This window comes from Nonomuraea sp. CX421, from assembly GCF_059358955.1.
The window spans coordinates 270,072-294,177 of record NZ_JCADBK010000006.1 but is presented as its reverse complement, the minus strand read 5'-3'; the positions used below and the strand labels follow the sequence as shown (position 1 = coordinate 294,177).

The window sequence follows — 24,106 nt, the reverse complement described above, 5'->3', positions numbered from 1 at the left end:
GGAAGGAGACGCCGCATGGCAGAGGACAAGCCGGATCTGGCCTGGCGGGTCATTGGCGGGCTGGTCGGTCTGGCGACCGCATGGGCGGCCCGGAAGCTCCTCGGGTTCGCCTGGGTCAAGGCGACCGGGAAGGAGCCGCCCATCGACACCGACTCGCCCGAGGTCAGCCTCGGTGAGGCGATCGGTTACGCCGTCGTGATGGGCGTCGGCATGTCCGTGGCGCAGATCGTGGTCAACCGGACCGCCAAGAAGCGGTATGAAGCGTGGCGGACTGTGAAACAGGTGACTCCAGGGCATTGAGAAACTCGTTGGCCCAGCGGTCCACGTCGTAGGTGGTGACCCGGCGCCGCATCGTGCGCATGCGCCGGGTCAGCTCGTGCGGCGTGGCCCGCATCGCCGCCAGGAGCTGGCGCTTGACGTCCTCGATGTCATACGGGTTGACCAGGTACGACTGCCGCAGTTCGTCGGCCGCCCCGGCGAACTCACTGAGCACGAGCGCCCCGTCCATCGCGTGGCGGCAGGAGATGTACTCCTTGGCGACCAGGTTCATCCCGTCGCGCAGCGGGGTCACGACCATCACGTCGGCCGCCAGGTAGAGCGCGGCCAGTTCCTTGCGGCCGTACGACTGGTGGAAATACTGGATCGGCTGCAGCCCGAGCATCGCGTGCTCGCCGTTGATCCGGCCGACCTGCAGCTCGATGTCGTCCCGGAGCCGGCGATACTCCTCCACCCGCTCCCGGCTGGGCGTGGCGATCTGCACGAACACCGCCTCGTTGGGCGCCAGGCTGCCGTCCTTCAGCAGCTCGCCGAACGCCTCCAGCCGCTGCCCGATGCCCTTGGTGTAGTCAAGGCGGTCGACGCCGAGCAGCAGGTGGTCGGGGTCGCCGAGCTCCGACCTGATCTCCTTGGCGCGGGTGATGACCGCCGGGTCGCGCACCATGGTGTCGAGTTCGCCGAAGTCGACGGAGATCGGGAAGGCCTGCGTGGTGACGACCCGGTCGTCGAGGAAGATCTCGTTCCCCTTGTACGGCAGGCCGAGCAGCCTGCGGCACAGCCGGCGGAAGTTGGAGGCGCCACCGGACAGCTGGAACCCCACCAGGTCGGCCCCGAGCAACCCCTCGACCAGCTCCTTGCGCCACGGCAGCCGCCAGAACAGCTCGACCGGCGGGAACGGGATGTGCAGGAAGAAGCCGATGCGCAGGTCGGGCCGGAGCTTGCGGAGCATGGCGGGCACGAGCTGGAGCTGGTAGTCCTGCACCCAGACGACCGCCCCGTGCTCGGCGACCTCGGCCGCGGCGTTGGCGAAGCGCTGGTTGACGAGGCGGTAGGCGTCCCACATGTCCCGCTCGAAGACGGGCGGCGCGACCACGTCGTGGTAGAGCGGCCAGAGCGTGGCGTTGGAGAACCCCTCGTAGTAGAGCTCCACCTCCTCGGTCGACAGCGGCACCGAGATGAGGTTCATGCCGTCCTGCTCGAACGGGTCCAGCTTCTCGTCGGCGGCTCCGTGCCAGCCCAGCCAGGCACCATGACGGCGCTGCATCACCGGGGCGATGGCGGTCACGAGCCCGCCCGGGCTCCTGCGCCATGAGGCCGTTCCGTCCGGCCCGACCGTCCGATCCACCGGCAAGCGGTTGGCAACGATCAGAAACGAGCTACGGCCACTCACTCAAGTCCTCCTACGACTCTGTCCAGCGTGCACCGCGAGGCGCGGCGCACGGCGGCCACCACCGACTCCGGCCCCGCGTGGGGAATGATCGCGGCGATGTGAGCGTCGGGCCTGATCAGCCACGCTTCGTCCGGCCTGACGCCGAGTTCGTCGGCCAGGCCACCGGTGCCATCCATCGTCGCGAGCTCGCGGACGGCGAGCGGCGCCCTAGTGACCTTGCCCAAGACCTGGGCAAACAAACGCGAATCGCTCATTCCACCCACAAGTAGTAGGAAACCGTCACGGCACTGATCACGCAATCTCCCGCCCGGCAGCGCCACATCGGGCAGGATGACGCCCGGAGCGGGCGGCGGGCTCGTGCCCTTCGGCGGCCTGCCGGCGAACGGCCGCCCCGGCTCCGGCGTGGTGAGCGGAGAGTCGACATACCAGTACGGCTCCGCGAACCGCCCCGAGTCGACCTCGGCCACGGCGCCCCGCTCCAGCACCGCCCGCCTGCGTTCCCGGTCGGCCGCGCCCGACGGGGCGAGGAAGCGCATGGTGGCCGCGGTGACCTCCAGGTTCTCCAGCGCGGCCGCGTGCCGCTCGACGTGGTACGTCTCCAGGAGTTCCTCGGGAGCCCAGCCGTTCAGCACGAAGGCCAGCTTCCAGGCGGCGTTCTCCGCGTCGGGCACCCCGGAGTTGAGCCCCCGGGCGCCGAACGGCGCCATCAGGTGGGCGAAGTCGCCGGCGAGCAGCACCCGGCCGGCCCGCATCCGCGAGACGACGCGCGAGTGGAAGCGGTAGGTGGTCCGCCACAGCAGCTCGTAGTCGCGGTCGCCGACGATCTGCCTGATCCGGCGGGAGACCTCGTCCGGCGTGGGGTCGGGACCGGGCGGGATCTGCCAGTCGACGCGGAACGCCCCGCCGGGGCAGGGATGGATGAGCACCTGCCTGCCGGGGTTCCAGGCCGGATCGAAGTAGAAGCGGCGCTCGTGCTCCCAGCCGGGCAGGTCGGCGCGGATGTCGCAGATGAGGAACCGGTCGGCGAACGTGCGGCCGTCGAACCGGACGCCGAGCGCCTCCCGCAGCCCCTGCTCCCGCGCGCCGGCGCAGGCCACCACGTAGGAGGCGCGCAGCGACCGCGCGCCGCACCGGACGGTGACGCCGTGGTCGTCCTGCTCCAGGCCGGTCACCTCGTGGCCCCAGCGGACCTCGACGAGCGGCTGGGCGGCGATGGCCTCGTCGAGGATCTCCTCGGTGCGCGACTGGGAGATGTTCACGAACGGCGGCAGCGTGCCGGAGACCTCGAACCTCCAGGAGAACAGCTCCCGGTCGCGGTAGTAGGTGCGGGCGGTCGTCCAGGTCAGGCCCTCCTCGGCGATCCGGCCCGCACCCACGGCCGACCAGACGTCGAGCACGTCGCGCTGCTGGCAGATCGACCGTGAGCCCGCCGCGTGGCGCCCGGCGCGCCGGTCGAGGACGAGCACGGGCACGCCCCAGCGGGCCAGCAGCAGCGCCGCGGTCTGCCCCACCGGCCCCGCCCCGACCACGATGACCCGCGCCCCCGTGACCGCTTTCCTGGTCATGACTGCAGTTGTGCCCAGACTTCGCGGTCACGTTCGGCCGTCCAGATCCGGGGCCGCTCGACGCCGTCGAGCTCGTCCCACAGGCGGGAGACGTTGAACGGCAGGCAGTGCTCGAAGATGGGCCAGCCGCCGTAGCGCGGCGCGAGCGCCCGGTGGGTGCTCTCGAACGCCTGCCGGAGCGTGCCGCCCCGCTCGCGGGTCCCCGCCACCTGGGCGAGCATCACGGTCAGGAAGTCGCGGGTCTGGGCGATGGCCGCGTCGGCGGCCACCCTGCCCCTGGCCACCGCCCCCCTGCCGCCGACCAGGGTCTCGGCGCCGAAGGCGGCCACCCGGTCGAGCGTGCCGGTGGCCCAGTCGCGGTGGAAGGCGTCGCCGGTGTAGAGGGCGGCCTGTGACTCGACCAGGTCGCCGGCGAACATGATCTTCTGCCGGGGCAACCAGGCGACCAGGTCGCCCTCGGTGTGGCCGCGTCCGCAGTGGGCCAGGACCAGGTCGCCGCGCCCGCCGCGGAGGTCGATGGTGAACGTGTCGCTGAACGTCGCCGTGGGCCAGGTCAGGCCGGGGATGGAGCCGGGCTCCTTGAACAGGCGGGGCATTCTGGCGTACTCGCTGGCCCAGTCCTCGGCGCCGCGCTCGGCGATCAGGTCGCGGGTCCTGTCGTGCGTGACGATCACGTCGGCGCCGAACGCGGAGGCGCCGAGCACCCGGACCGCGTGGTAGTGCGACAGGACCAGATATCTGACCGGTTTGCCGGTGTGCTCCCTGAGCCGGGTCAGCCACTCACGGGCGGCCACGGGGGTGGCCAGCGCCTCGAAGCAGACCAGGAAGTCCTCGCCCTCGATCGCGCCCACGTTGGGGTCGCCCTCGGCCGTCAGCGCGTAGACGCCGTCGGCCAGCACCTCCAGCGACCGCCGCTTGTCGTCGAGATCGGCGGACGAGGCGAACGGCTTGACCATGGCTGCTCCTCTGCGTCTGCTGCGCCGGGGCAGGTCAGGAGTCTGACCGGCCCCGCTCGGGAGGCTCTAACCGGCCGCGCTCGGCAGACGCCGGCAGCTTGACCCGCAGGTCGTCGCGGATGGCCTGGCCGAGTTTCTTGGTCGCCACCCGGTTGAGGGCGCCGCCGGCGACGGCGCCGGTCAGGAACGGGCCGAGCGTGGTGAGGTGGCGGCCGAGGGTGCGCATGAGGCGGTTGCGCAGGGCGGTCTTGGTGGCCGCGCCGAGCGCGAGCGAGACGGAGGCGGGGGCCAGCGGGTCGACGCCGCGTTGCTTGGCCCAGGCCGCGGTGAAGGCGACCGCACGCTGGGCGCCGGTGCCCTCGACCCGCACGCCGTAGACCTCGTGCAGCTCGGCGAGCAGCTTGACCTCGATGGCGGCGACCACGATCGTCTCGGCGACGAGCTGGGCGGGAGCGGAGAGCAGAAGAGGGGGCGCGGCGAACTGCGCGGCCGCGAGCGCGCCGCCGATGGCGCCGACCGTCATGGTGGCCTTCTGGGCGGTGCGGACCAGGTCGTCGGCGAGCTGCTCACCGGTCAGGCCGTGGTGGTGCTCGGACAGGGTGTGCAGGTCTCGGATGGGGATGCGCGGCGCGATGTTGAGGAAGATGTCGGCCAGCCACCGGCCTCGGCCGGTGCCGCTCTCCCGTGCCCTCCTGGAGGCGGTCGTCAGGGACCGGGCTAGGCGGCCGAGCAGCTTGCGCCGCTCGGCCGGCTCCAGCTCGCCGGGCTCGGTGAGCCTTCCCACGAGCTCACCGACCTCCCTGTCGAGGTCGGCCTCCTGCTTGCCTGGTTGCTGATCCTTATCGGGTACGGCCACGCGAAGCCTCCGTCTGGTGGTGGCGACCGCTCAGGGCCGATCGGCATCGCCGTTTGCCCTGAGCCACGGCGTCAGGCAGCGCACTCCCGGCAGACCTGCTGACCGTTCCTCTCGGACGCCAGCTGGCTGCGGTGGTGCACGAGGAAGCATCGCGAGCAGGTGAACTCGTCGGCCTGGCGCGGGATGACCCGCAGGCTGAGCTCTTCGTTCGACAGGTCCGCGCCGGGCAGTTCGAGCGACTCGGCGAGGTCCGTCTCGTCGATGTCGATGCTGCCGGACGACTTGTCGGTGCGCCGGGCCTGCAGCTCCTGCAGGCTGTCCTCACTGAGATCGTCGTCCGTCTTGCGTGGGCTGTCGTAGTCGGTAGCCATCGTGCTAACTCCATCCCCCTCATCTATATGTCTTCACGCTCATCGCGCGTCTTCTAACGTCCGGGACGCCCAACTTGTGCCCGATCCCGGCGGGGAGATTGTGCATCGGTACCCCAGGAGAACGGCCATCGAACCTCCCAACACGTCAGGGCCTGCTGCCGAGGGCAATGGTTAGCCAAATATGGCGAAACCCACAGCCTTGGCGTCACGCACCACCGTGTTCGACGGCACATCCAACCACATGTGCGGCGAGAACGAGACGCCCCCACTCGACCAACACGCCGGATCAGCGGCGTGGAAGCCGAATGGTCACGACAAGTCCGCCGCCGTCGCGTGGCACGGCGGTCACATTTCCACCATGAGCCTGGACCACCGCGCGCACGATGGACAGCCCCAACCCCGCTCCCTTGGCGGATTCCACCCGGTCGGCGTGGAGTCTCCTGAAGGGCTCGAACAGGCTGTTGACCTCGTACGCCGGAACGTGCTGTCCGGTGTTGGCCACCTGAACAACCAACGCACCGTCCGCCATTCCCGTCTGGATCCATACTTTTCCGTTTTCAGGAATGTTGTACTTGACCGCGTTCTCGAGCAGGTTACTGACGGACCGCTCCAGGAGCACCGGATCGCCCACGGTAGGCGCGCTGACCAGATCGGTGACGACCGAAACCCCGTGTTCGGCGGCGAACGGCATGACCTGTTCGACCGCGGTCCGCGCGACGTCCTGGACGTCCAGGGGTTTGCGCACCGCCAGGTCGCGCTCGCTCCTCGCGAGCAGCAGCAGCCCCTCGATCAGCCGCTCGTTGCGGGCGTTCACCTCGAGCAGGGTGCGGCCCAGGGCCTTGAGGTCCTGTGAGGCCTCGGGGTCGGACAGGGCGATCTCCAGGACCGTCCGGTTGATGGTCAACGGCGTGCGCAGCTCGTGCGAGGCGTTGGCGACGAACCGCCGCTGGGTGTCGAAGGCGACGTTGAGCCGGGTGAGCATGGCGTCGAAGGTGTCGGCCAGCTCCTTCAGCTCGTCGTTGGGGCCGTGGAGGTCGATCCGCTGGTGGGCCAGGTTGCTCTCGGACAGCTTCCTGGCCGTGGCGTTCATCTGCGCCACCGGGCGCATCGCCCGGTCGGCGACGAAGTAGCCGAGGATGACCGCCAGCAGGCCGACGCCCAGCAGGGCGAGGAACGAGCTGCTCAGCAGGGCGTCGCGGGCGGTCTGCACCGCTTGCTGCTGGGCCAGGCGCCACCGGTTCTCGACGATGGCCGCGTCGATGGCGTTCATGCCGCTGAGGTCGAGGGGCAGCCAGGCGTCGTCGATCGCCCTGCCGACGATCGCGTAGATCGAGAACAGCAGCACGGCGGCCGCCACGAAGAACAGCGCGCTGTAGGTCAGGGTGAGCCGCCAGCGGATGCTCACCCGGCCGGGCAGCTCCCTGACCCGGTCCATCGCGCTCCGCTGAACCGGCGCGTAGGAGGGGGGCGGCGGGCCGTCCCAGGCCGGCGGCCCGGTCGGCGGCGGCGCCTGCCTCTTCCGGTCGGAGGACGGGCTGATCATCGGATGCGTCCGCGCCTCTTCGCGCCGTTCTGGACTTTCGCTCACAACTTGTATCCCACCCCGGGCACCGTCTCGATCACCTGAGGGTCGCCCAGCTTCTTGCGCAACGTCATCATCGTCACGCGCACCACGTTGGTGAACGGGTCGATGTTCTCGTCCCATGCCTTGTCCAGCAGGTCCTCCTGGCTGACCACGGCGCCCTCGGCGCGCATCAGCTCCTCCAGGACCGCGAACTCCTTCTTGGTCAGCACGACCTCCCGCCCGTCACGCTCGACCAGCCGCTTGCCGGGGTCGAGCCGGATCCCGGCGCGCTGCAGCACGGGCGGCAGCGCCGGGGCCGAGCGACGGCCGAGCGCCCGGACCCGGGCGACCAGCTCGATGAAGACGAACGGCTTGGCCAGGTAGTCGTCGGCACCCAGGCCGAGCCCCTCCACCTTGTCGTCCACGTCGCCCGAGGCGGTCAGCATCAGGATCCGCGAGGCCGAGCGCTGCTCCACCAGGCGACGGCAGACCTCGTCGCCGTGCACCACCGGCAGGTCACGGTCAAGGACGATCACGTCGTAGTCGATGTAGGACGTACGCTCCAGCGCGCCACCGCCGTCGTAGGCCACGTCGACGGCCATGGCCTCGCGCCGCAATCCGGTCGCGATCGCGTCGGCCAGCACTCGCTCGTCCTCAACCACCAGCACCCGCACGCCCGTGCACCTCTTTCCGCTTCTTGACCGACATTCTGACCTCAGCCTCGATAAGCGCACGGTAAGGCATCTCGGGGGCTGCCTCGGACAAGGCTCCGCGAATTTCCATGTTTCGGATGACGAGCGGGCTGGGTATGCCTGCGAAACACCCGCCGCCGTGTGCCGAAGGATCCCCGTGTGCGCAGGCCGGGTGACACACGTCGCCCAGGACGTTCTGGACCCCCTCAGAAAGTAGGTGAGATGGGCGAGTTCACGACCACGATCGAAAGCCGCCTCGACCAGGCTTACAAGGGCCTCAGGGAGGCCCGTAGCGCCGGTGACGACTATCTCGCCGACACCCTCTCCGCGGAGATCGAGGATCTGCGCCGGCTGGCGGACGATCACGGCATCCCGTTGCGGAGCTGACGCCAACGCGACGATGGCCGGGACCCTGGAAAAGGGTCCCGGCCGTCGTCATGTCCGGTGATCGCCGGGCGCGGGGCCCCCGCGCCTGGCGCCCGGTCAGCCGTCGCGCTCGGGGTCGAGCGTGACGAGCAGGTCGTGCAGCTCCTCGAACAGCCCGGGCGCCGCGCAGAGCAGCAGGTCGGAGTTGGGCGGCCTGCCGTGCAGCCCGCCCAGCCCGGCCCCGGCCTCGGCGGCCACCAGCCCCGCCGCCGCGAAGTCCCAGTGGTTGACGCCCCGCTCGTAGTAGGCGTCCACTCGGCCCGCGGCCACCGAGCAGAGATCGACCGCGCAGGACCCTCCGCGCCGGATGTCACGCACCCTCGGCAGCACCGCGGCCACCACCTCGCCCTGCACCGCCCGCCGCTCGGCCCCGTAGCCGAATCCGGTCGCCACCAGCGCCCGCGACAGCGGCACCCCGGTGTTGCAGCGCAGCCGCTCGCCGCCGAGCCAGGCCCCCTCGCCGAGCTCCGCGGTGAACACCTCGCCGCGTGGCACCACGTTCACCACACCGGCGACGATCTCACCGTTCACCTCGACCGCGATCGACACCGCCCAGTCGGGCAGGCCGTACAGGAAGTTGACCGTGCCGTCGATCGGGTCGACGATCCAGCGGACACCGGAGGAACCGCCGTGCTCGCCGCCCTCCTCGCCGAGGAAGCGGTCACCGGGCCGGGCCGCCCGGACCCGGGAGCGGATGAGCTCCTCCGAGGCCCGGTCCAGGGCGGTGACCACGTCGGTGGGGCTCGACTTGGTCGCGACCACCCCGGACATCGTGGGCCGCTTGGCGAGCAGCATGTTGCCCGCCTCCCGCGCGATGTCCTCGGCCAGCCGTGCGAAGTCGGTCATCAGGCCACCGAGTCCGGCCGTTTCCACTCCTGGCCGAGCACGTGCTGGGCGAGGAAGGCCAGGACCGTCTCGTACCAGGCGACGGTGTTGCCCGGCTTGAGGATCCAGTGGTTCTCGTCGGGGAAGTAGAGGAACTTCGACTCGACGTTCGTACGCCTCAGGTCCCACCAGAGTCGCAGGGCCTCGCCGATCGGCACCCGGTAGTCCTTGTCGCCGTGGATGACGAGCATCGGGGTGTCGATGTCGTCCAGCGCGAGGTGCGGGGAGAGTCTGGCGTAGCGCTCGGAGCCGGGCGCGCCGAACTCTCGCTGCCAGTACATGGAGGCGTCGGTGGTGCCGGCGAACTGGTCGAGGTTCCACAGCGAGGCGTGGGTGACGATGGCCTTGTAGCGGTCGCTGTGACCGGCGACCCAGTTGGCCATGTAGCCGCCGAAGGAGCCGCCCATCGCGCCGAGCCGGTCGGCGTCGATGTCGTCCCTGGCCACGGCCACGTCCATGATCGCGTCGAGGTCGGCCAGGGTGCGCGGGCCCCAGTCGCCCCAGCCGCGGTCGATCATCTGCTGGCCGTAGCCGGTGGACAGGCACGGGTCGGGCATCAGGACGGCGTAGCCGTGCTCGGCCATGATCCACGACTGCCAGCGCCACTGCCAGTCGTTCCACGAGCCGACGGGGCCGCCGTGGATCCACAGCAGCAGCGGGGCCGGGTCGGCGGCCGAGGCGCCCCGGGGCAGCACGAGCCAGCCGCGGATCGTGGCGCCGTCGTCGGCGGTGGCGGAGATCTCGGTCAGCGTGCCGGACACCTCGGGGCGGGGCGCGGGTGACGGCAGGTCGGCGACCTCGCCGGTGCCGAGGTCGATCCTGGCCGGTGCCGGGGCGAGGGCGACCCCGCCGCGCAGCGCGTACAGGAACCGGCCGTCGGGCGAGGCGTTCAGCGCGAGGTAGGACGCGTCGTCGACGGTGAGCCTGACCGCCTCGCCGCTTTCCTGATCGCCCACCGGGACGCGGAAGACCGGGCGGCGGCCCTGGTGGTCGGCGACCAGGAAGACGGCCGAGGAGTCGGGCGCCCACGCGAGGCCCGCCGGGAACAGGTCGGGCGCGTGCGCGCCGCCCTCGCCGGTGGCCAGGTCGCCGATCCACAGCTCGGCGCGCGCCGACACCTCCAGACCGGTGTGCCGGTCGCGGGAGCAGGCGACGCGGGCGCCGTCGGGCGAGACGGCGATCGGCCCGGTGAAGTCGTGGGCGTCGTCGGCGAAGATCACCCGGCGCTCGCCGGTGGCCACGTCGATCGCGACGAGCTCGGTGCGCAGCTCGCCGCCGGGCAGCGGGACCCGCCAGGTCGTGACCACGGTGGCGCCGTCGGGGGTGAGCTCGAACGCGACCTCGCGCAGCGCGTCGCCCGGGTCGGGCGTCAGGTCGCGCACGTCCTCCAGCCGGTCGTCGCCGAGCCGCCCGGCGAACAGCCGGGTGCGGCCGGGGCCGAGGTCGTGGTCCCAGTAGCGGACCGGGTAGCCCTCGTGCAGGATCGCGCTGATCCCGGCGTCCTTGCGCGCCCTGCGGCGTTCCTCCTCGGTCGCCTCCTCGCCGTCGAGCACGTCGGAGGCGAACACCACGACGTCGCCCGCCGTGCGCACCGCGCCGATGCCGCCGGGACGGGCGGCCACCTGGCGTGCCTCTCCGCCGGAGCGGGGCAGCAGCCAGAGCGAGGGCACCTCGTCGGTGGAGTCCTTGACCGCCGGGTCGGGGCGGGCGGAGGTGAACAGCAGGTCGCCCGCGCCGGTGAACTCCGCCTGGGTCTCGCCCTTGGCCGACCGGGTCAGGCGGTAGGGCTCGGCGTCCACCGGGATCGCCCAGAGCGCGGTGCCGTACGACTTGCCGTCGGGATTGAGGGACTGCACGGCGGAGACGAGCCGCGAGGCGTCAGGCGAGAGCTTCAGCGAGAGAACTCGAGGGATCGCCACATAGTCACGTATGTCGTTGAATGCGCTCACCCGATCGAACCTACCTCGCGGCAAGGAGCACGGACACCGCGACATAGGGTTTGTCACGTGGGGAATTACGACGCGTTGCTGATCCTCTCGTTCGGCGGGCCCGAAGGTCCCGACGACGTGCTGCCGTTCCTGGAGAACGTCGTCCGGGGCAGGGGCGTGCCGCGCGCGCGGCTGATGGAGGTGGCCGAGCACTACCTGTCGTTCGGCGGCGTCAGCCCGATCAACCAGCAGAACCGCGACCTGGTCGAGGCGCTGCGCCCGGTGGCCGGTGTGCCCGTCTACTGGGGCAACCGCAACTGGCGCCCGTTCGGCGAGGACACCGTGCTGCGGATGCGTGACGACGGCGTGCGCAGGGCCGCGGTCTTCGCCACCTCCGCGTGGGCCGGCTACTCCAGTTGCCGGCAGTACTACGAGGACATCGCCCGGATCTCCGTCGAGGGAGGTCCCGAGCTGGTCAAGATGCGGCACTACGGCGACCATCCGGGGTTCGTCACCGCCGTGGCCGACCACACCCGGCAGGCCCTGGAGCGGCTCGGCCGCGACGACGCCCGGCTGGTGTTCACCGCGCACAGCATCCCAATCGCCATGGCCGAGACCGCCGGTCCGGCCGGCGGTCTCTACGAGGCGCAGCTGCGCCGCTCGGCCGAGCTGGTCAACCGGGCGCTGGGCCGCACGCGGCCGTGGGACCTGGTGTGGCAGTCGCGCAGCGGGCCGCCGCAGGTGCCGTGGCTGGAGCCCGATGTCTGCGACCACCTGCGCAAGATCGACGCGCCGGCGGTGGTGCTGGTGCCCCTGGGGTTCGTCTCCGACCACATGGAGGTCGTCTACGACCTCGACACCGAGGCCCGGCAGGTGGCCGACGAGCTCGGCCTGCCGATGGAGCGGGCCTCGACGGCCGGCGTGCACCCCGCGTTCGTCCGCATGGTGCGCGAGCTGATGGACGAGCCCGAGCCGGCGCCGTGCGCGCTGACCTGCTGCCCGCCGCCGCGACGCCCGGGAGCGCCCCGGGCGTGAGCCGCAGGGGCGCGGGGCGTCAGGTGTAGGCGCGGGCGTAGGCCTCGGCGACGCCCATCACCTTGTTCACGTAGTCCCACGAGTGGTTGTAGAACCAGATCGCCTTGCGCAGCTTCTCGCCGCCCTTGCCGGCGCCGTTCGCGCACAGGTAGTTGGCCGCACCGGGCACCGCGTCGTACGGGCTCCAGATGTCGGCCTTGCCGTCGCCGTCGCCGTCCACCCCGTACGCCTTCCAGGTGGCGGGCATGAACTGCATGGGCCCGAGCGCGCCCGCGCTGGAGGGGCCGTTGTTGCGGCCGTGCCCGCTCTCCACCTGGCCGATCGCGGCCAGCACCGTCCACGACAGGCCGGGGCAGCGGGTGGCCGACACCTTGTAGAGGTCGAGGTAGCTGGTGGGCCGCTGCCCGGCGACCGGCTGCTCCGTCGCGCGGGAGGTGCTCCGGGGGGTGCTCCTGCGCGTCTCGGCGACCAGTGAGACGACCTGGGCCCCGTCACCGAGCAGCTTCTTGACCCGCGCCTGGCTGATGGCGCCCTTGCCGTGCAGCAGCACCGCGACGCCCGGCGCGAGCCCGAGGGTCTTGCCCGTCTCGGTGCTCACCAGGCCGTCGACGCCCTTCAGGCCGAGCGTGGCCGAGGCCGCGACGCGCAGCCTGGGGCCGCCGTCCACCTGGTAGTGGGCGCCGAGCACGAGACCCAGGCGGCGGGTGGCCGCGCTGTCGGCGACGAGCTCGCCCCTGGCCAGCGCGCTCCAGACGCCGGGCTGGCCGGCGACCGCCTTGGGCGTCCACGAGCGGAACCCGGCCGGGTCGACGGCGAGCAGGTTGAGCCCGGTGCCCGACACCTTGACCGAGCCCGCGTCGACCACGACCACCTTCTGCGCGTTCTTCAGCGCGGCCAGCGCGAACCGGGTCCGCTTGGGCACCTCGCCGCGGGCGATCGCGAGCAGCCTGGGCGGGGTCGGGGTGACGCCGGGGCCGCCTTCGCCGAAGTCCCGGGCTGGCTCCGTGGTGGGGACGAGCTGGTCGAGCCGGATCTGCTCCGGCCGCTCGCGCTCGCTCCGCGCCGGCCGCTCCTTCGCGGTCTCGAGCAGGCCGTCGTTCATGATCACCACGACTCCGCCGCCCACCAGCGTGAGGACGATCACGGCGACGACCATGTACAGCACGGCACGGAAGGTGGGAAGTCCGGACACCCGGCACACGTTAGCTCAGCCATCGGGTAAACCAGTTGCAGTATGGACAGACGGTGCGCAAAGGTTAAGTTCGCGCAGTAGGGAGAGACGCCACGTGGTCGGGCCTTACCGGGGGTTGTTCAACGGGCCCGGCGTCAAAGGTTTCGTGCTGGCCGGCTTCATCGGCCGGATGCCCATGTCGATGCTCGGCATCGGCATCGTGCTGCTGATCTCGGCCCTCACCGGGTCCTACGCGACCGCGGGCGCCGTCGCCGCCGCCACCAACGTCGCCTTCGCCATCGCCGCGCCGCTGTCCGCGCGGCTGGTGGACCGGTTCGGGCAGAGCCGGGTGATCATCCCGCTCGCCTCGGTCAACGGGCTCGCGCTGGCCTCCCTGATGCTCAGCGCGAGGTTCGGCCTGCCCGAGTGGACGCTCTACGCCACCGGCCTGCTGGTCGGCGCGACCTCGCTCTCGCTCGGCTCGATGGTGCGCGCCCGCTGGTCCACGCTGTACGGCGGCTCGGCCAGGCTGCACACCGCGTTCTCCTTCGAGTCGGTGGCCGACGAGGTCATCTTCGTCACCGGGCCGGCGATCGTCACGGTGCTCGCCACGGCGGTCAACCCGTACGCGGGACTGCTGGTGGCACTGCTGTGCATGCTCGGCGGGTCCTTCGCGCTGGCGCTGCAGCGGCGCACGCAGCCGCCGGTCCAGCCGGTCAGAAGCACCTCGGGCACCCCCATCCTGATCCCCGGGATCGCCCTGCTGGCCTGCGTCTACGTGGCGCTCGGCGCGGTGTTCGGCTCGGTCGACCTGATCACGGTGGCGTTCGCCGAGGAGGAGGGCGTGAAGGGCGCCGCCGGGTTCCTGCTGGCCTCCTTCGCCGGTGGATCGATGGTGTCGGGCCTGTGGTTCGGGTCGAGGAACTGGCGGATCCCGCTGCGGGGCCGGTTCGTGCGGGCGCTGGGCGTGTTCGTGGTGGGGCTGGTGCCGATCTCGTTCATCGGCGACGCGTGGATCATGGCCGTGGGGCTCTTCGTGGCCGGGCTGGCCATCTCGCCGACGCTCATCACCGGCTTCTCGCTGACCGAGCGGCTGGTGCCGCCGTCGCTGCTCACCGAGGGTCTGGCCTGGATCTCGACCGCGATCGGGTTCGGGGTGGCGATCGGCGCGTGGGCCGGCGGGGCGCTCACCGAGGCGTTCGGGGCGTCCAGCGCGTACGGCTTCTCCGTCGTCTGCGCGGCCCTCGCCGCCGTCGTCGGTGTGGGAGGTTCGGGTTTGCTGAGACTTCCCGAGGCGCCTTCACCCGCGGAGACATGATCCGCTACGGTCGAAACATCCCTCGCAACACCCTTCACACTGGAAGCTCTATTTCATGTCCCGACAAATCTATTCACTTCTGGCCATCGCGGCTGTCACCCTCACGCTGACGCCGGCACCCGCCCTGGCCGACTCCCCAGCCAACCAGCAGGCGGCGAAGACCGCCCCCGCCCCGGTCGACTGCGAGCAGCTCAAGTGCATCGCGCTGACCTTCGACGACGGGCCGGGCAAGTACGCGGGCGCGCTCCTCGACACCCTGAAGAAGTACGACGCCAAGGCGACGTTCTTCCTTGAGGGCCAGTACGTGAAGAGCCGCCCGGCCTATGTCAAGCGCATGGCCAAGGAGGGCCACGAGCTCGGCAACCACAGCTACAAGCATCCCAACTTCACGACCATCGAGCCGGGGGCCATCCGGAGCGAGATCCAGAAGACGCAGGACGCCGTCAAGAAGGCCGCGGGCGTCGAGCCCAAGCTGCTGCGCCCGCCGTACGGGATGGCCGACCTGCAGGTGTCGGACATCGCGGCCGAGTTCGGCATGCCGATCGTGCTGTGGACCGGCGGATCGCGTGACTGGTCCACCAAGAACGCCGACGCCATCAAGAAGCAGACGCTGGCGGTGGCCAAGCGCGACGGCATCATCCTCATGCACGACTGGGTGAAGCAGACCGTCGACGTGATGCCGTCCCTCGTCAAGACGCTGCAGAGCCGGGGCTACACCCTGGTGAAGGTCTCCGACATCCTCAAGAAGGAGAACCTGGCGGCGGGTGACGTCTTCCCGCTTCCGGAGGGCTGGGAAAACTGAGTATCGTTCACGTTTAGTTTCGGAACGACGCTCGAAGGGGGCCGCTCATGGTCTTCACGAACTGGGCACGCAACCAGTCGGCCACCCCCTTCGACGTGCGCACCCCGGCCTCGGCCGACGACGTCGTGCGGGCCGTGCGCGACGCGGCGGCGGGCGGCCGGCGGGTGCGCATGGTCGGCACGGGCCACTCCTTCACCGGAGTGGCCCTCACCGACGGCATCATGCTGCGCCCCACCGCGCTGACCGGGGTCCGCTCGGTCGACGGCGACCAGGTCACCGTCCTGGCCGGCACCCCGCTCAAGGTGCTCAACGAGCTGCTCGACGAGCGTGGCCTGGCCCTGGCCAACATGGGCGACATCACCGAGCAGACGGTGTCGGGCGCCATCCAGACCGGCACCCACGGCACCGGCCGCGACAGCGGCGGCCTGGCCGACCAGGTGACCGCCCTGGAGCTGGTGCTGGCCGACGGCTCGGTGGTGACGGCCACCCAGGGCGACGACCTGTTCGACGCCGCCCGGGTCGGGCTGGGCGCGCTCGGCGTGCTGACGGCCGTGACGTTCCGGGTGGAGCCCGCGTTCCTGCTGCGCAACGAGCGGCGCCGGATCACGCTCAGCCGGATGCTCGACTCGCTCGACGAGATGACCACCGGCAACGAACACCTCGACTTCTTCTGGCTGCCGCACACCGACGCGTGCCTGGTCAAGACCAACAACCGGCACCCCGGCCCACCCCGGCCGCCGAGCGCCGCCAAGCACTGGCTGGACAACGTCTTCCTGGAGAACACCGTCTTCGGCCTGGCCTGCGCCGCCGGCGCCCGGTTCCCCGGGCTGATCCCCCGGATCAACGCGCTCAGCGCGGCCGCGCTCGGCGGCTCCGAGGCGGTGGACGCCTCCTACCGCGTCTTCACCGCCCGGCGCGACGTGCGCTTCCTCGAGATGGAGTACGCCGTGCCGCGCGATCGGCTCGGCCAGGCGCTGCGCGAGACGCGCGACCTGGTCGAGCGCGCCGACTGGAAGATCACCTTCCCGATCGAGGTGCGGGTGTCGCCGCCCAGCGACGCCTGGCTCTCCACCGCGTACGGCCGGCCTACGGCGTACATCGCGTGCCACATGTACCGGCCGACGCCCCACCCCGCCTACTTCGCGGGGGTGGAGGAGATCATGACGCGGCTGGAGGGCCGGCCGCACTGGGGCAAACTGCACACCCGCGACGCCGCCTACCTGAGCGCTGTCTACCCGAGGTTCGCCGACTTCGTGGCGCTGCGCGACCGGCTCGACCCGGAGCGGCTGTTCGGCAACGCGTACCTGGACACCGTGCTCGGCTGACCCTTCACTCCGGCGCCCCCGGGGCGGGCTCGTCGCCCTCCGCCGGCGAGGCCGGCGCCTCCTCCCCCACGTCCGGCCGCTCCGTCGGCTCCGGCGGGGCGCTCGTCGGGTCGACCGGCTCGGCCGGGCCGGTGTCCGTGGGGGTGGGGGTGGGCGGGGGCGTCGCCGACGGGGTGGGAGTGGCCGTCACCGTCACCGTCGGCACGGGAGTGGTCGGGGCCGGATCGCCGGACGGCGTGGTCACCGCCGGGGAGGGCTCCCGTGAGCGGCGTTCCTCCTCGACCGGCGCCTTCGCCGGCCCCTTGTCGCTGACGGGCCCCCGGAGCTGCTCGTGCACGGTCGTCCCGGCGATCCCCTGGTAGAGCAGGATGCCGCCCATGCTGACGGCGAAGACCAGCGTCGCGGCCACGGCGACCCTGATCCACGGCAGCTTCGCCCGAGGCGCCTCCACCGGCGCCATGACCAGGGTCGACTCAGGCTGGCCGGGGTCGTCGTCACGGACCGTGGCGTGCGCGGCCGTGGCCAGCGCACCCTCCCCCTCGTTCTCGCGAGGCGGCTCCTCCCGGTCGGCATGGGTCAGCCGGGCGATCACGGTGTGCTGCTTGACCTTGTCGCCGGTGCGCTTGAGGTAGTGCGTGTAAACGGCCGAGGCGACGGTGCTGGCGATGCTCACCACCGCGGCGCCGATCACCGTGCCCGCCACCCCGAGGTAGGAGGCGGCCGCCGCGGCCGTCACCGCCGCCAGGGCGCTCCCTCCGATCTGCGGCCCGCTCAGCTCGAACTTCCGCTGCTCGCCGCCCATGCCGTCGATCAGTCCCCTCTGGCCATCCGTAAGGTAAAGAGCTTCCTCGTGAATAGACGCGACTGCGTGTCCCGTTGTTCCTGTGACCTGCGTGACAGGCACCCTCTTGGCTCGTGCCCCGACGATTCGGCCTGCCCTCCGTATATCTCGCCGCGGCCGTGGCGACGGCCATGACCACAGCGGCGCCCCTGGCCATGACCCCCGCCTCCGGCCTCGCCGCCCGGCCCGCCACGAGCGAGCCCGCCCTGCCCCACGTCGTCACCGCGCGCGACCGGGCCGCCGCCCGTGACCTCGTCGGCGAGGTGCGCTGGCGGGTACGCCGCTACTACACCGCGGCGCTGCCCGGCTTCGCCACCTGGCTCACCTCGGCCGAGGCCGACGAACTGCGCGCCGACCCGCGCGTGCGCGCCCTCGAACCCGACCGGCTGATCCGTCCCTTGACCGGCTCGCGCCCGTCCGGCGACCCCGGACCGGAGGCCACCGGCGCCGGCACGACGGTGTACGTGGTGGACAGCGGCCTCGACGCCGCCCGCGCCGAGTTCGGCGACCGGGCCTGGCGCGCCTTCGACGCGACCGGCGGCACCGGCGACGACTGCACCGGGCACGGCACGCGGGTGTCCCGCGAGATCTCCGGCGCCGCGCCCGGCGCCAGGATCGCCTCGGTGCGCGTGCTCGGCTGCGACGGCGCCGGCACGCTGTCGGACGTCGTCGCCGGCCTCGACTGGGTACGCAGACACGCCCGTCACCCCGCCGTGGCGAACCTCTCCCTCGACGGCGACGGTTCCCCGGCCTACGCCACCGCCGTACGCCGCCTCGCGCGGTCCGGAGTCTTCGTCACCGGGGGCTCGGACACCGCCGGCTGCCGGCCGGCCCGCGGCGGCCAGGCGTCCTCCGCCGCCCCCGGCCTGGCCGGACTCGCCGCCCGCTACCTGGAGCTCCATCCAGCCGCCGGCCCATTGGCTCTCGCGTCTTATCTGAAGTGCACGACGGCGCGCGGCTCAGTTCGCCAGAATCCTTCAGGGGCCGCGCGAAACGGCGGGCGCTGATTTCGATGGAAGCGGTAAATGTGACCGGCGTCACATCGCCCCGGGGCTATCCCATGAAGGCGATGTTCGGACATGCCGGGTACGGTGCTGGCAGGCAACCGGCACACGCGAGAGACTCAAGGGTCCGGGGGAAGAACGAGCACGCTGACGAAGGGACTCGTATGCAGGAGCTCCGACTCGTCGCGGTGAGCGAAGACGGCACCTATCTCGTGCTGGCGACTGCCGGCCGGGGTACACGCTTCACGCTTCCCGTGGACGACCGGCTCCGTGCTGCCGTCCGTGGCAACTTCTCCCGTCTCGGCCAGTACGAGATCGAAGTGGAGAGTCCGTTGCGCCCCAAGGAGATCCAGGCTCGCATACGTGCCGGAGAGACCGCGGAACAGATCGCCGCGACCGCCGGCATCCCTGTCGAGCGGGTCCGCTGGTTCGAGGGCCCCGTGCTGCAGGAGCGCGAGTACGTCGCCCAGCAGGCGCAGCGCGTCGCCGTACGGATGCCGGGAGAGTCCTCCCCCGGCCCCACCCTCGGCGACCTGGTCGCCGAGCGGCTCACCCGGCGCGGCGTGCCCACCGACGAGATCGACTGGGACTCCGCCAAGCGTGACGACGGGCTGTGGCGGGTCAAGCTCGGATACGTGTGGAACGGTCACACCAGGCACGCCGAGTGGCTGTTCGACCCCCGGCGCCGCCACGTCACCCCGCACGACGACGAGGCGCTGCGCCTGTCTGCCGCCGACTTCGACCCGAGTCCCGTCACCGAGGACACCACGGTCACGCCGTTCGCTCCGCGCGTGGCCAAGCTGCAGCCGGTGCCGCCGCTGGCGTCCGACCCGCTGCCGTTCCCCTCGGTGGTGCGGCGCGGGCCCGAGGAGCCCGCCGTCGGCTACCAGCCGCCCGCGCGCGGCTCGGAGTCCGCCTACACACGGCCGGCCAGTCCGTCCCGCGAGGCCCCCTTCGAGCCCGGCCACACCCGTCCCGGCGGGGCCGCGCCCTGGGCTCCCGACTTCGGCTCCAACCGCCCGGCCGGTCGCGACTTCCGGCCCTCCCCCGGTCCCGACCGTACGGACACGCCCGACGACCTCGCGCCGCCGGCCGCCTTCCAGCCTCCGGCCTCCGCCGTGCCGCCGTTCTCACCCGCCGCACCGGACACCTACCTGTCCACCGGCACGCGTCCGGTCCAGCCCGAGCAGCACACGCCCCGCCAGCCCGAGCAGCACGCCCCCGGCCAGCTCGACTCCCTCGCCGACACCGGCGCGGCGCGGGCGCCGTATCCCGCCGAGGCCGGGCCGGCGGCGCACTCTGCGCCTGGCCGAGTCCCCAGCTCCGAGACCGGCCACTCCGACAGCGTCCAAGTCCCGGGCACAGGAGCAGGAACAGGGGCGGGGCGCGCCGACTCGGGCACTTCGTCCACCCAGCCGGCCGACGGACCGCCGAGTCATGCGAGCACGCCTGTCGCCGACGTCCGCCCGGCCGTCCCGGCCGAGGCGCCGCCGCAGTCGATGCCCGCGGACGCGCCCCTGGCGGTGGGGTCGGCTCCCGAGGCGCCACCCCAGCCCACGTCGGCCGACACGTCCCAGTCCGGCGCGGCGACCTCGACTCCCGAGCCGAAGGCCGTCACCGACGCCCCGGACTCCTCCAGCGCCCCGGAGTCCTCCGGCGCCCCAGACTCCTCCGGTGACAAGCCGTCCACCAAGGACCAGGCCGTGACGACCGAGGTGGCCGCCCAGGCGGGCACCGGCCAGGACATAAGCCCGCGACCGGCAGCGGAAACGACGCGGACTTCGGCCACGGTTTCCGACAGCCAGGCCGCGTCTGACGGCCCGGCCACACTTGACAGCCCGACCGCCTCAGACAGCCCGGCCACAGCCAACAACGAGATCGCGTCTGACGCCCAGGTCGCGCCGGAACACCGAAGCGCGTCTGAGGCGCGGGTGGCGCCGGAACACCAGCGCGCCTCTGACGGCCCGGGCACGCCTGGCGGGCAGGCCACGCCCGAGACGCAAGCCACGTCCGAGACGCAAGCCACGTCCGAGACGCAAGCCACGTCCGAGACGCAGGCCACGTCGCCGGCGTATCCGGCCGCATCCAGCACGCCGACGACGCCTCCTACACCCGCAGGCCTCCCAGCATCGCCTGCCACACCGGCAACGGTGCCGACGCCCGCCACGCCCAGCCCTCTTCCGACGTCGCCTGACACGCCGACAACGCTTCCGACGTCACCCGACGCGCCGACGCCGGTCCCGACGACGCCGATCGCGCCACCCGCCGCCGCGTCGGTGGCGGAGCCCGCCGTCGCGGAGGGGCAGACCACGCCTGCCGCGTCAGAGATGACCATCGCCGCCAAGGACCCGACCGCCACCCCGACAGCCACCGAGCGCACCGAAGCACCGGCGGCACCGGCGGCACCGGCGGCGACCACGCCGTCCGCCGAAGCGCCGCGCACGACAGAAGGCACCACAGGCACGGCGCAGCCCACCGGCGGCGAGCGCGTCGCCGAGGCCGCACCGGCCGCGGCAGGGACCACCGCCTTGGCCGCACCTGCGACGACGGAAGCGGCCACACCGGCGGCGGAAACACCCGTCACCACGGGATCCGCGGCGACACCCGCTCCGGCCGAACCCGCTCCGGCCGAACCCGTTACGCCGACCCCCGAAGCACCCACCACCACGGAAACCACCACACCGGCGGCAGAAGCACCTGCCACGGCGCAGCCCACCATCCCGGCCGCAGAGGCACCTGCCACGGCGCAGCCCACCACCCCAGCCGCAGAGGCACCTTCCACGGCGGAGCCCACCACCCCAGCCACCGAAGCACCTTCCGTGACGGAGTCCACCACCCCGGCTGCAGCGGCGCTCGGGGCGGCGGAAACCGCCACACCGGCCGCAGAGGCACCTGCCACGGAGGCCGCCGCTCCGGCGGCGCAGGCACCCGCCACGGAGGCCGCCGAGGTGTCCGAGGCGGCGCAGAGCCCAGCACCGGCCGCCGAGCCGGAGGCGGAGCCTCAGGCGGCGGCCCAGGAGCCAGTGCAGGCGCCTCCGGTCACCAAGCCCGTTCCCAAGCCGCCGGCGCCGCGGCCCAAGCCGGCCCCGGGACGCGAGTCCAAGGCGGCCGTGCCCGCAGCGCGGCCGGGCAAGGACAACACGACCAAGGAAGGCACGGCCACGGAGGAGCCCGCGGTGCCGGTGCCGTCTCCCCCTCCGGCTCCCGCGGCCCGCCCGGCACGCAAGGGGTCGCGGGGACGCCGCGCCTCGGTGCCGACGTGGGACGAGATCATGTTCGGCGCCCGCCGCCCGGACTGACCCCTGCGGATCGCCCCGCCTCGAACCCGGCTCGTCGCGGGCGTGGCCGACATCCCGCAGGTGATCGCCCGTGGCCGACATCCCACACGTGCTCGTCGGCGCCCCGGCATCGACGAGGTCCGGTGCCCCGCGTCGGCGAGGCAATGACCGGCCCGTTCACGATCGGGTGACGGCGACTACGGGGCGTTGGAGCCCTCGATGAAGGGAGCCAGCCAGTCGGGGGTGACCTCGACGGGGAAGTCCACGGCCTGCGCGCGCGAGACGTCGTACGCGGAGTAACCGCCCTTGCCCGCCCCCACGCCGGCGATGAGCGTGAAGACGCCGGCCCGGCGCTGGAACCAGGTCTGCCTGACGCGCCAGCCGACCACGGCGCGTCGTTCGACCACGGCCTGCACCCGTCGCAGGGAGCCTGAGCGGACCGAGAGACGGTGACCGTCGAAGCCGTGCCCCAGCGAGCGGTAGCGGTCGAGGCCTAGCGGGACGCCGAGGCCCGCCAGGATCAGGGCGAGCACCAGGAGGATCCACCAGAACAGGCTCCCGGTGAGCAGCGCGGCCAGGCCGGTGACGGCGGTGAGCGCGAGCCACGGGAACACGGCGCGGAAGAGGCGCCGGTTGCGGGCCACCGGGGGATGCGGGCGCAGGGTCGCCTGGTAGGGACCGATGGCGTCCGCGACCACCTGGAAGGCGACGGCGCGCGGCACGTCCGGCAGGAGCTGGCCCCGTGTGGACGAGTCGCCGAGGCCGGTCACGATGGCCCAGGCACGGGCGACCCCGGCCCACCGTTCGACGAGTCCGTCGACGATCTCGTAGCCGCGTACCCGTCTGCGCTCCAGCGAGACGCTGCGCCGGTTGATCAGCCCGCGCTCGGCCACCAGGTAGCCGTCACGCCGCTTGAGCCGGAAGTCCCAGTTGAACACCGCGTACATGAGACCGCCCACGAACGGCATGGCCGCCACGAGCAGCAGCACCGCCACCAGCAGCAGGTAGGGGCGGTCCCAGAGCCACTGGCCGACCGTCCAGGCGGTGTCCCTGCCGAAGCCGAGCTCGTTGCCCCACTGGAACGCCAGCCCGATGGCGCCGCCCACCAGGGCGAACGGGGTCAGCAGGTAGGCGCCGGACAGCGGGCCGTACAGGAGCCATCTGCGGGGCACGCCGATGACGGTGTGCTCGGCCGGCGCGGCGGGGCCAGCGGACTCCTCGGTCCGCGGGCCCTGCTCCCGCGTCGCGTGGGCGCGGCGCAGCAGGACGACCTTGAGGCGTTCGGCCTCGCCCAGGGTGACGCCGTCGAGCTTGCCCTCCTCCTCGCCGCCGCTCGCCCCGGTGTCTATCTTGAGCACGGCCAGGCCCAGCAGGCGGTGCATGGGCGGGGTGGACACATCGACGCCGCGTACGCGTTCCAGTGGGATGGTGCGGACGGAGCGGCTGATGAGCGAGCGTTTGATCTCCAGCCGGTCGTGCACGATCTGGTAGCTGAACGTGACCCACCTGATGACGGCGAAGATCACGGTGCCGAACAGGCCGAGCGCGGCGAAGCCGTACGAGGTGCCGGAGAAGCCCCCGGCGAGCAGCAGCCCGACGAACGGGAGCAGCAGCGACGGCAGCATCCGAACCGGGTCGATGAGCAGCACCCTCGGGCTCAGCCGCAGCGGCAACCCCGCCAGGCCCGGAACGGGACCGTCATCACCCGGGTCCGGAACGTGCGGCCCTCCCGGCGCCGTGGGGCCCTGCGGCCCCTGTGGCGGGCCGTACCAGGCGGGCGGGGGCCGGTGCGCCGGGTCGTGAGGCGGCGGTGGGGTGGGAGGCTGGGAGGGGCCGGTCACGTGGCGTCGTCCCGCAGTGCTTCGGCGCGGTGCGCGAGCTGCTCGGCCAGCCCCGCCGCGACCACGTAGTCGAGCCCGTTGATGGTCGAGGAGCCCGCGTGGGACGCGGTGCGGATCTCCAGGGTCGCCAGCCCGAGCATCCGCTCCATCCAGCCCTGCGCCTTGTCGACGGTCTGGATGCGGCTCACCGGCACGAACACCCATTCCCTGGTCAGAAACCCCGACCGGGCGTAGACGACGTCACCGGACAGCTCCCACCGATGTACGGCATAGCGCACGAACGGCTCCGCCACCAGGAACGGGGTCGTCAGCACCGCGACCGCCAGGGGCAGCAGCCACCAGCGGCCCTCGAACCAGTCGGGCACCCAGTCCCAGCCGCTGCCGCTGACCCATCCCCCGGCCAGCACGGAACCACCGATCAGCAGCACGAAGGCGATCAGAGCCTCCAGCAGCCAGAGCCGCACGGCCTTGGGCGAGACGCGGTGCGCCGGGTCGCGCAGTGGACCATTTGACGTCACAAATCCCAGCCTATGGTGCCCGGCACGCAGGGGCGATCTCTCCCCGGCGCCGCCGCGACTCCGA

21 protein-coding genes are annotated in these 24,106 nt (G+C 72.1%); 8 read left to right on the top strand and 13 right to left on the bottom strand.

Translation table 11 applies throughout. The features are described 5' to 3' along the window. The first annotated feature begins 15 nt into the window (after positions 1-15). Positions 16-300 (top strand): DUF4235 domain-containing protein, encoded by a 285-nt coding sequence (locus AC5L3X_RS14510; protein ID WP_189125194.1) that lies wholly within the window; start codon positions 16-18, stop codon positions 298-300. On the opposite strand, the gene AC5L3X_RS14505 is transcribed toward AC5L3X_RS14510, so the two are convergent. From AC5L3X_RS14505 to AC5L3X_RS14475, 7 genes are all read right to left on the bottom strand, one after another. Next, positions 233-1,666, bottom strand: coding sequence for an alpha,alpha-trehalose-phosphate synthase (UDP-forming) (locus tag AC5L3X_RS14505; RefSeq protein WP_189125195.1), 1,434 nt, complete (start codon positions 1,664-1,666; stop codon positions 233-235). The two genes, AC5L3X_RS14510 and AC5L3X_RS14505, sit on opposite strands and share 68 nt — an antisense overlap. Beyond that, on the bottom strand, positions 1,663-3,231 hold the full coding sequence (locus AC5L3X_RS14500) for an FAD-dependent monooxygenase (protein ID WP_494857423.1): 1,569 nt from the start codon (positions 3,229-3,231) through the stop codon (positions 1,663-1,665). The genes AC5L3X_RS14505 and AC5L3X_RS14500 overlap by 4 nt, the downstream gene beginning before the upstream one ends. Further along, the gene (locus AC5L3X_RS14495) at positions 3,228-4,187 is read right to left on the bottom strand and encodes an MBL fold metallo-hydrolase (protein WP_494857422.1); all 960 of its coding nucleotides are present in this window, start codon (positions 4,185-4,187) and stop codon (positions 3,228-3,230) included. The genes AC5L3X_RS14500 and AC5L3X_RS14495 overlap by 4 nt, the downstream gene beginning before the upstream one ends. A gap of 34 nt (positions 4,188-4,221) precedes the next feature. Beyond that, positions 4,222-5,043: a hypothetical protein gene (locus AC5L3X_RS14490; RefSeq protein ID WP_494857421.1), complete on the bottom strand. Its 822-nt coding sequence runs from the start codon at positions 5,041-5,043 to the stop codon at positions 4,222-4,224. A gap of 71 nt (positions 5,044-5,114) precedes the next feature. Next, positions 5,115-5,414 carry a DUF4193 domain-containing protein gene (locus AC5L3X_RS14485; RefSeq protein ID WP_189125196.1) on the bottom strand — a complete coding sequence of 100 codons (300 nt, stop codon included), beginning with the start codon at positions 5,412-5,414 and terminating at the stop codon, positions 5,115-5,117. A 286-nt stretch (positions 5,415-5,700) separates the two neighbouring features. Next, positions 5,701-7,002, bottom strand: a complete 1,302-nt coding sequence (locus tag AC5L3X_RS14480; protein ID WP_494857420.1) for a sensor histidine kinase — start codon at positions 7,000-7,002, stop codon at positions 5,701-5,703. Then, positions 6,999-7,652 (bottom strand): response regulator transcription factor, encoded by a 654-nt coding sequence (locus AC5L3X_RS14475; RefSeq protein WP_189125197.1) that lies wholly within the window; start codon positions 7,650-7,652, stop codon positions 6,999-7,001. The genes AC5L3X_RS14480 and AC5L3X_RS14475 overlap by 4 nt, the downstream gene beginning before the upstream one ends. A gap of 240 nt (positions 7,653-7,892) precedes the next feature. On the opposite strand from AC5L3X_RS14475, the gene AC5L3X_RS14470 reads away from it, so the two are divergent. Continuing rightward, positions 7,893-8,057, top strand: coding sequence for a hypothetical protein (locus AC5L3X_RS14470; protein WP_189125198.1), 165 nt, complete (start codon positions 7,893-7,895; stop codon positions 8,055-8,057). A 96-nt stretch (positions 8,058-8,153) separates the two neighbouring features. Here AC5L3X_RS14470 and AC5L3X_RS14465 read toward each other — a convergent pair whose 3' ends face one another. Together AC5L3X_RS14465 and AC5L3X_RS14460 are read right to left on the bottom strand one after the other, a co-directional pair. After that, a complete protein-coding gene (locus AC5L3X_RS14465) occupies positions 8,154-8,942 on the bottom strand; it encodes an inositol monophosphatase family protein (protein WP_494857419.1) in 789 nt (262 codons plus the stop codon). Continuing rightward, positions 8,942-10,975 carry an alpha/beta hydrolase family protein gene (locus AC5L3X_RS14460; RefSeq protein ID WP_494857480.1) on the bottom strand — a complete coding sequence of 678 codons (2,034 nt, stop codon included), beginning with the start codon at positions 10,973-10,975 and terminating at the stop codon, positions 8,942-8,944. The genes AC5L3X_RS14465 and AC5L3X_RS14460 overlap by 1 nt, the downstream gene beginning before the upstream one ends. A gap of 12 nt (positions 10,976-10,987) precedes the next feature. Here AC5L3X_RS14460 and AC5L3X_RS14455 point away from each other — a divergent pair, with 12 nt between their 5' ends. Further along, on the top strand, positions 10,988-11,944 hold the full coding sequence (locus AC5L3X_RS14455) for a ferrochelatase (RefSeq protein ID WP_494857418.1): 957 nt from the start codon (positions 10,988-10,990) through the stop codon (positions 11,942-11,944). 19 nt (positions 11,945-11,963) lie between these two features. Here AC5L3X_RS14455 and AC5L3X_RS14450 read toward each other — a convergent pair whose 3' ends face one another. Next, positions 11,964-13,136, bottom strand: coding sequence for a lytic transglycosylase domain-containing protein (locus AC5L3X_RS14450; protein ID WP_494857417.1), 1,173 nt, complete (start codon positions 13,134-13,136; stop codon positions 11,964-11,966). A 94-nt stretch (positions 13,137-13,230) separates the two neighbouring features. Between AC5L3X_RS14450 and AC5L3X_RS14445 the strand changes: the two genes are divergently transcribed. The 3 genes from AC5L3X_RS14445 to AC5L3X_RS14435 are packed head-to-tail and all read left to right on the top strand — an operon-like array spanning position 13,231 to position 16,560. Continuing rightward, on the top strand, positions 13,231-14,433 hold the full coding sequence (locus AC5L3X_RS14445; protein WP_494857416.1) for an MFS transporter: 1,203 nt from the start codon (positions 13,231-13,233) through the stop codon (positions 14,431-14,433). Positions 14,434-14,488: 55 nt separating this feature from the next. Then, positions 14,489-15,235 carry a polysaccharide deacetylase family protein gene (locus tag AC5L3X_RS14440; protein ID WP_494857415.1) on the top strand — a complete coding sequence of 249 codons (747 nt, stop codon included), beginning with the start codon at positions 14,489-14,491 and terminating at the stop codon, positions 15,233-15,235. 47 nt (positions 15,236-15,282) lie between these two features. Further along, positions 15,283-16,560, top strand: coding sequence for a D-arabinono-1,4-lactone oxidase (locus tag AC5L3X_RS14435; protein WP_494857414.1), 1,278 nt, complete (start codon positions 15,283-15,285; stop codon positions 16,558-16,560). A gap of 4 nt (positions 16,561-16,564) precedes the next feature. Here AC5L3X_RS14435 and AC5L3X_RS14430 read toward each other — a convergent pair whose 3' ends face one another. Next, on the bottom strand, positions 16,565-17,362 hold the full coding sequence (locus AC5L3X_RS14430; RefSeq protein WP_494857413.1) for a hypothetical protein: 798 nt from the start codon (positions 17,360-17,362) through the stop codon (positions 16,565-16,567). A gap of 113 nt (positions 17,363-17,475) precedes the next feature. Between AC5L3X_RS14430 and AC5L3X_RS14425 the strand changes: the two genes are divergently transcribed. Together AC5L3X_RS14425 and sepH are read left to right on the top strand one after the other, a co-directional pair. Then, the gene (locus tag AC5L3X_RS14425; protein ID WP_494857412.1) at positions 17,476-18,408 is read left to right on the top strand and encodes a S8 family serine peptidase; all 933 of its coding nucleotides are present in this window, start codon (positions 17,476-17,478) and stop codon (positions 18,406-18,408) included. Between the two features lie 161 nt (positions 18,409-18,569). Next, the gene (sepH, locus tag AC5L3X_RS14420) at positions 18,570-21,704 is read left to right on the top strand and encodes a septation protein SepH (protein ID WP_494857411.1); all 3,135 of its coding nucleotides are present in this window, start codon (positions 18,570-18,572) and stop codon (positions 21,702-21,704) included. Between the two features lie 176 nt (positions 21,705-21,880). Here the strand turns inward: sepH and AC5L3X_RS14415 are convergent, their stop codons facing one another. Continuing rightward, positions 21,881-23,524: a PH domain-containing protein gene (locus AC5L3X_RS14415; RefSeq protein ID WP_494857410.1), complete on the bottom strand. Its 1,644-nt coding sequence runs from the start codon at positions 23,522-23,524 to the stop codon at positions 21,881-21,883. Then, a complete protein-coding gene (locus tag AC5L3X_RS14410) occupies positions 23,521-24,042 on the bottom strand; it encodes a PH domain-containing protein (RefSeq protein WP_494857409.1) in 522 nt (173 codons plus the stop codon). Before AC5L3X_RS14410 ends, AC5L3X_RS14415 begins: the two co-directional genes overlap by 4 nt. Positions 24,043-24,106: the final 64 nt, after the last annotated feature.

What these genes read in the sequence shown, in the direction of transcription:
- AC5L3X_RS14485 (WP_189125196.1), bottom strand. Translation starts at nt 5,414, where the DNA reads ATGGCTACCGACTACGACAGCCCACGCAAGACGGACGACGATCTCAGT.
- AC5L3X_RS14440 (WP_494857415.1), top strand. Translation starts at nt 14,489, where the DNA reads ATGTCCCGACAAATCTATTCACTTCTGGCCATCGCGGCTGTCACCCTC.
- AC5L3X_RS14470 (WP_189125198.1), top strand. Translation starts at nt 7,893, where the DNA reads ATGGGCGAGTTCACGACCACGATCGAAAGCCGCCTCGACCAGGCTTAC.
- AC5L3X_RS14495 (WP_494857422.1), bottom strand. Translation starts at nt 4,187, where the DNA reads ATGGTCAAGCCGTTCGCCTCGTCCGCCGATCTCGACGACAAGCGGCGG.
- AC5L3X_RS14465 (WP_494857419.1), bottom strand. Translation starts at nt 8,942, where the DNA reads ATGACCGACTTCGCACGGCTGGCCGAGGACATCGCGCGGGAGGCGGGC.
- sepH (WP_494857411.1), top strand. Translation starts at nt 18,570, where the DNA reads ATGCAGGAGCTCCGACTCGTCGCGGTGAGCGAAGACGGCACCTATCTC.
- AC5L3X_RS14430 (WP_494857413.1), bottom strand. Translation starts at nt 17,362, where the DNA reads ATGGGCGGCGAGCAGCGGAAGTTCGAGCTGAGCGGGCCGCAGATCGGA.
- AC5L3X_RS14510 (WP_189125194.1), top strand. Translation starts at nt 16, where the DNA reads ATGGCAGAGGACAAGCCGGATCTGGCCTGGCGGGTCATTGGCGGGCTG.
- AC5L3X_RS14435 (WP_494857414.1), top strand. Translation starts at nt 15,283, where the DNA reads ATGGTCTTCACGAACTGGGCACGCAACCAGTCGGCCACCCCCTTCGAC.
- AC5L3X_RS14500 (WP_494857423.1), bottom strand. Translation starts at nt 3,231, where the DNA reads ATGACCAGGAAAGCGGTCACGGGGGCGCGGGTCATCGTGGTCGGGGCG.
- AC5L3X_RS14460 (WP_494857480.1), bottom strand. Translation starts at nt 10,975, where the DNA reads ATGTCGCGGTGTCCGTGCTCCTTGCCGCGAGGTAGGTTCGATCGGGTG.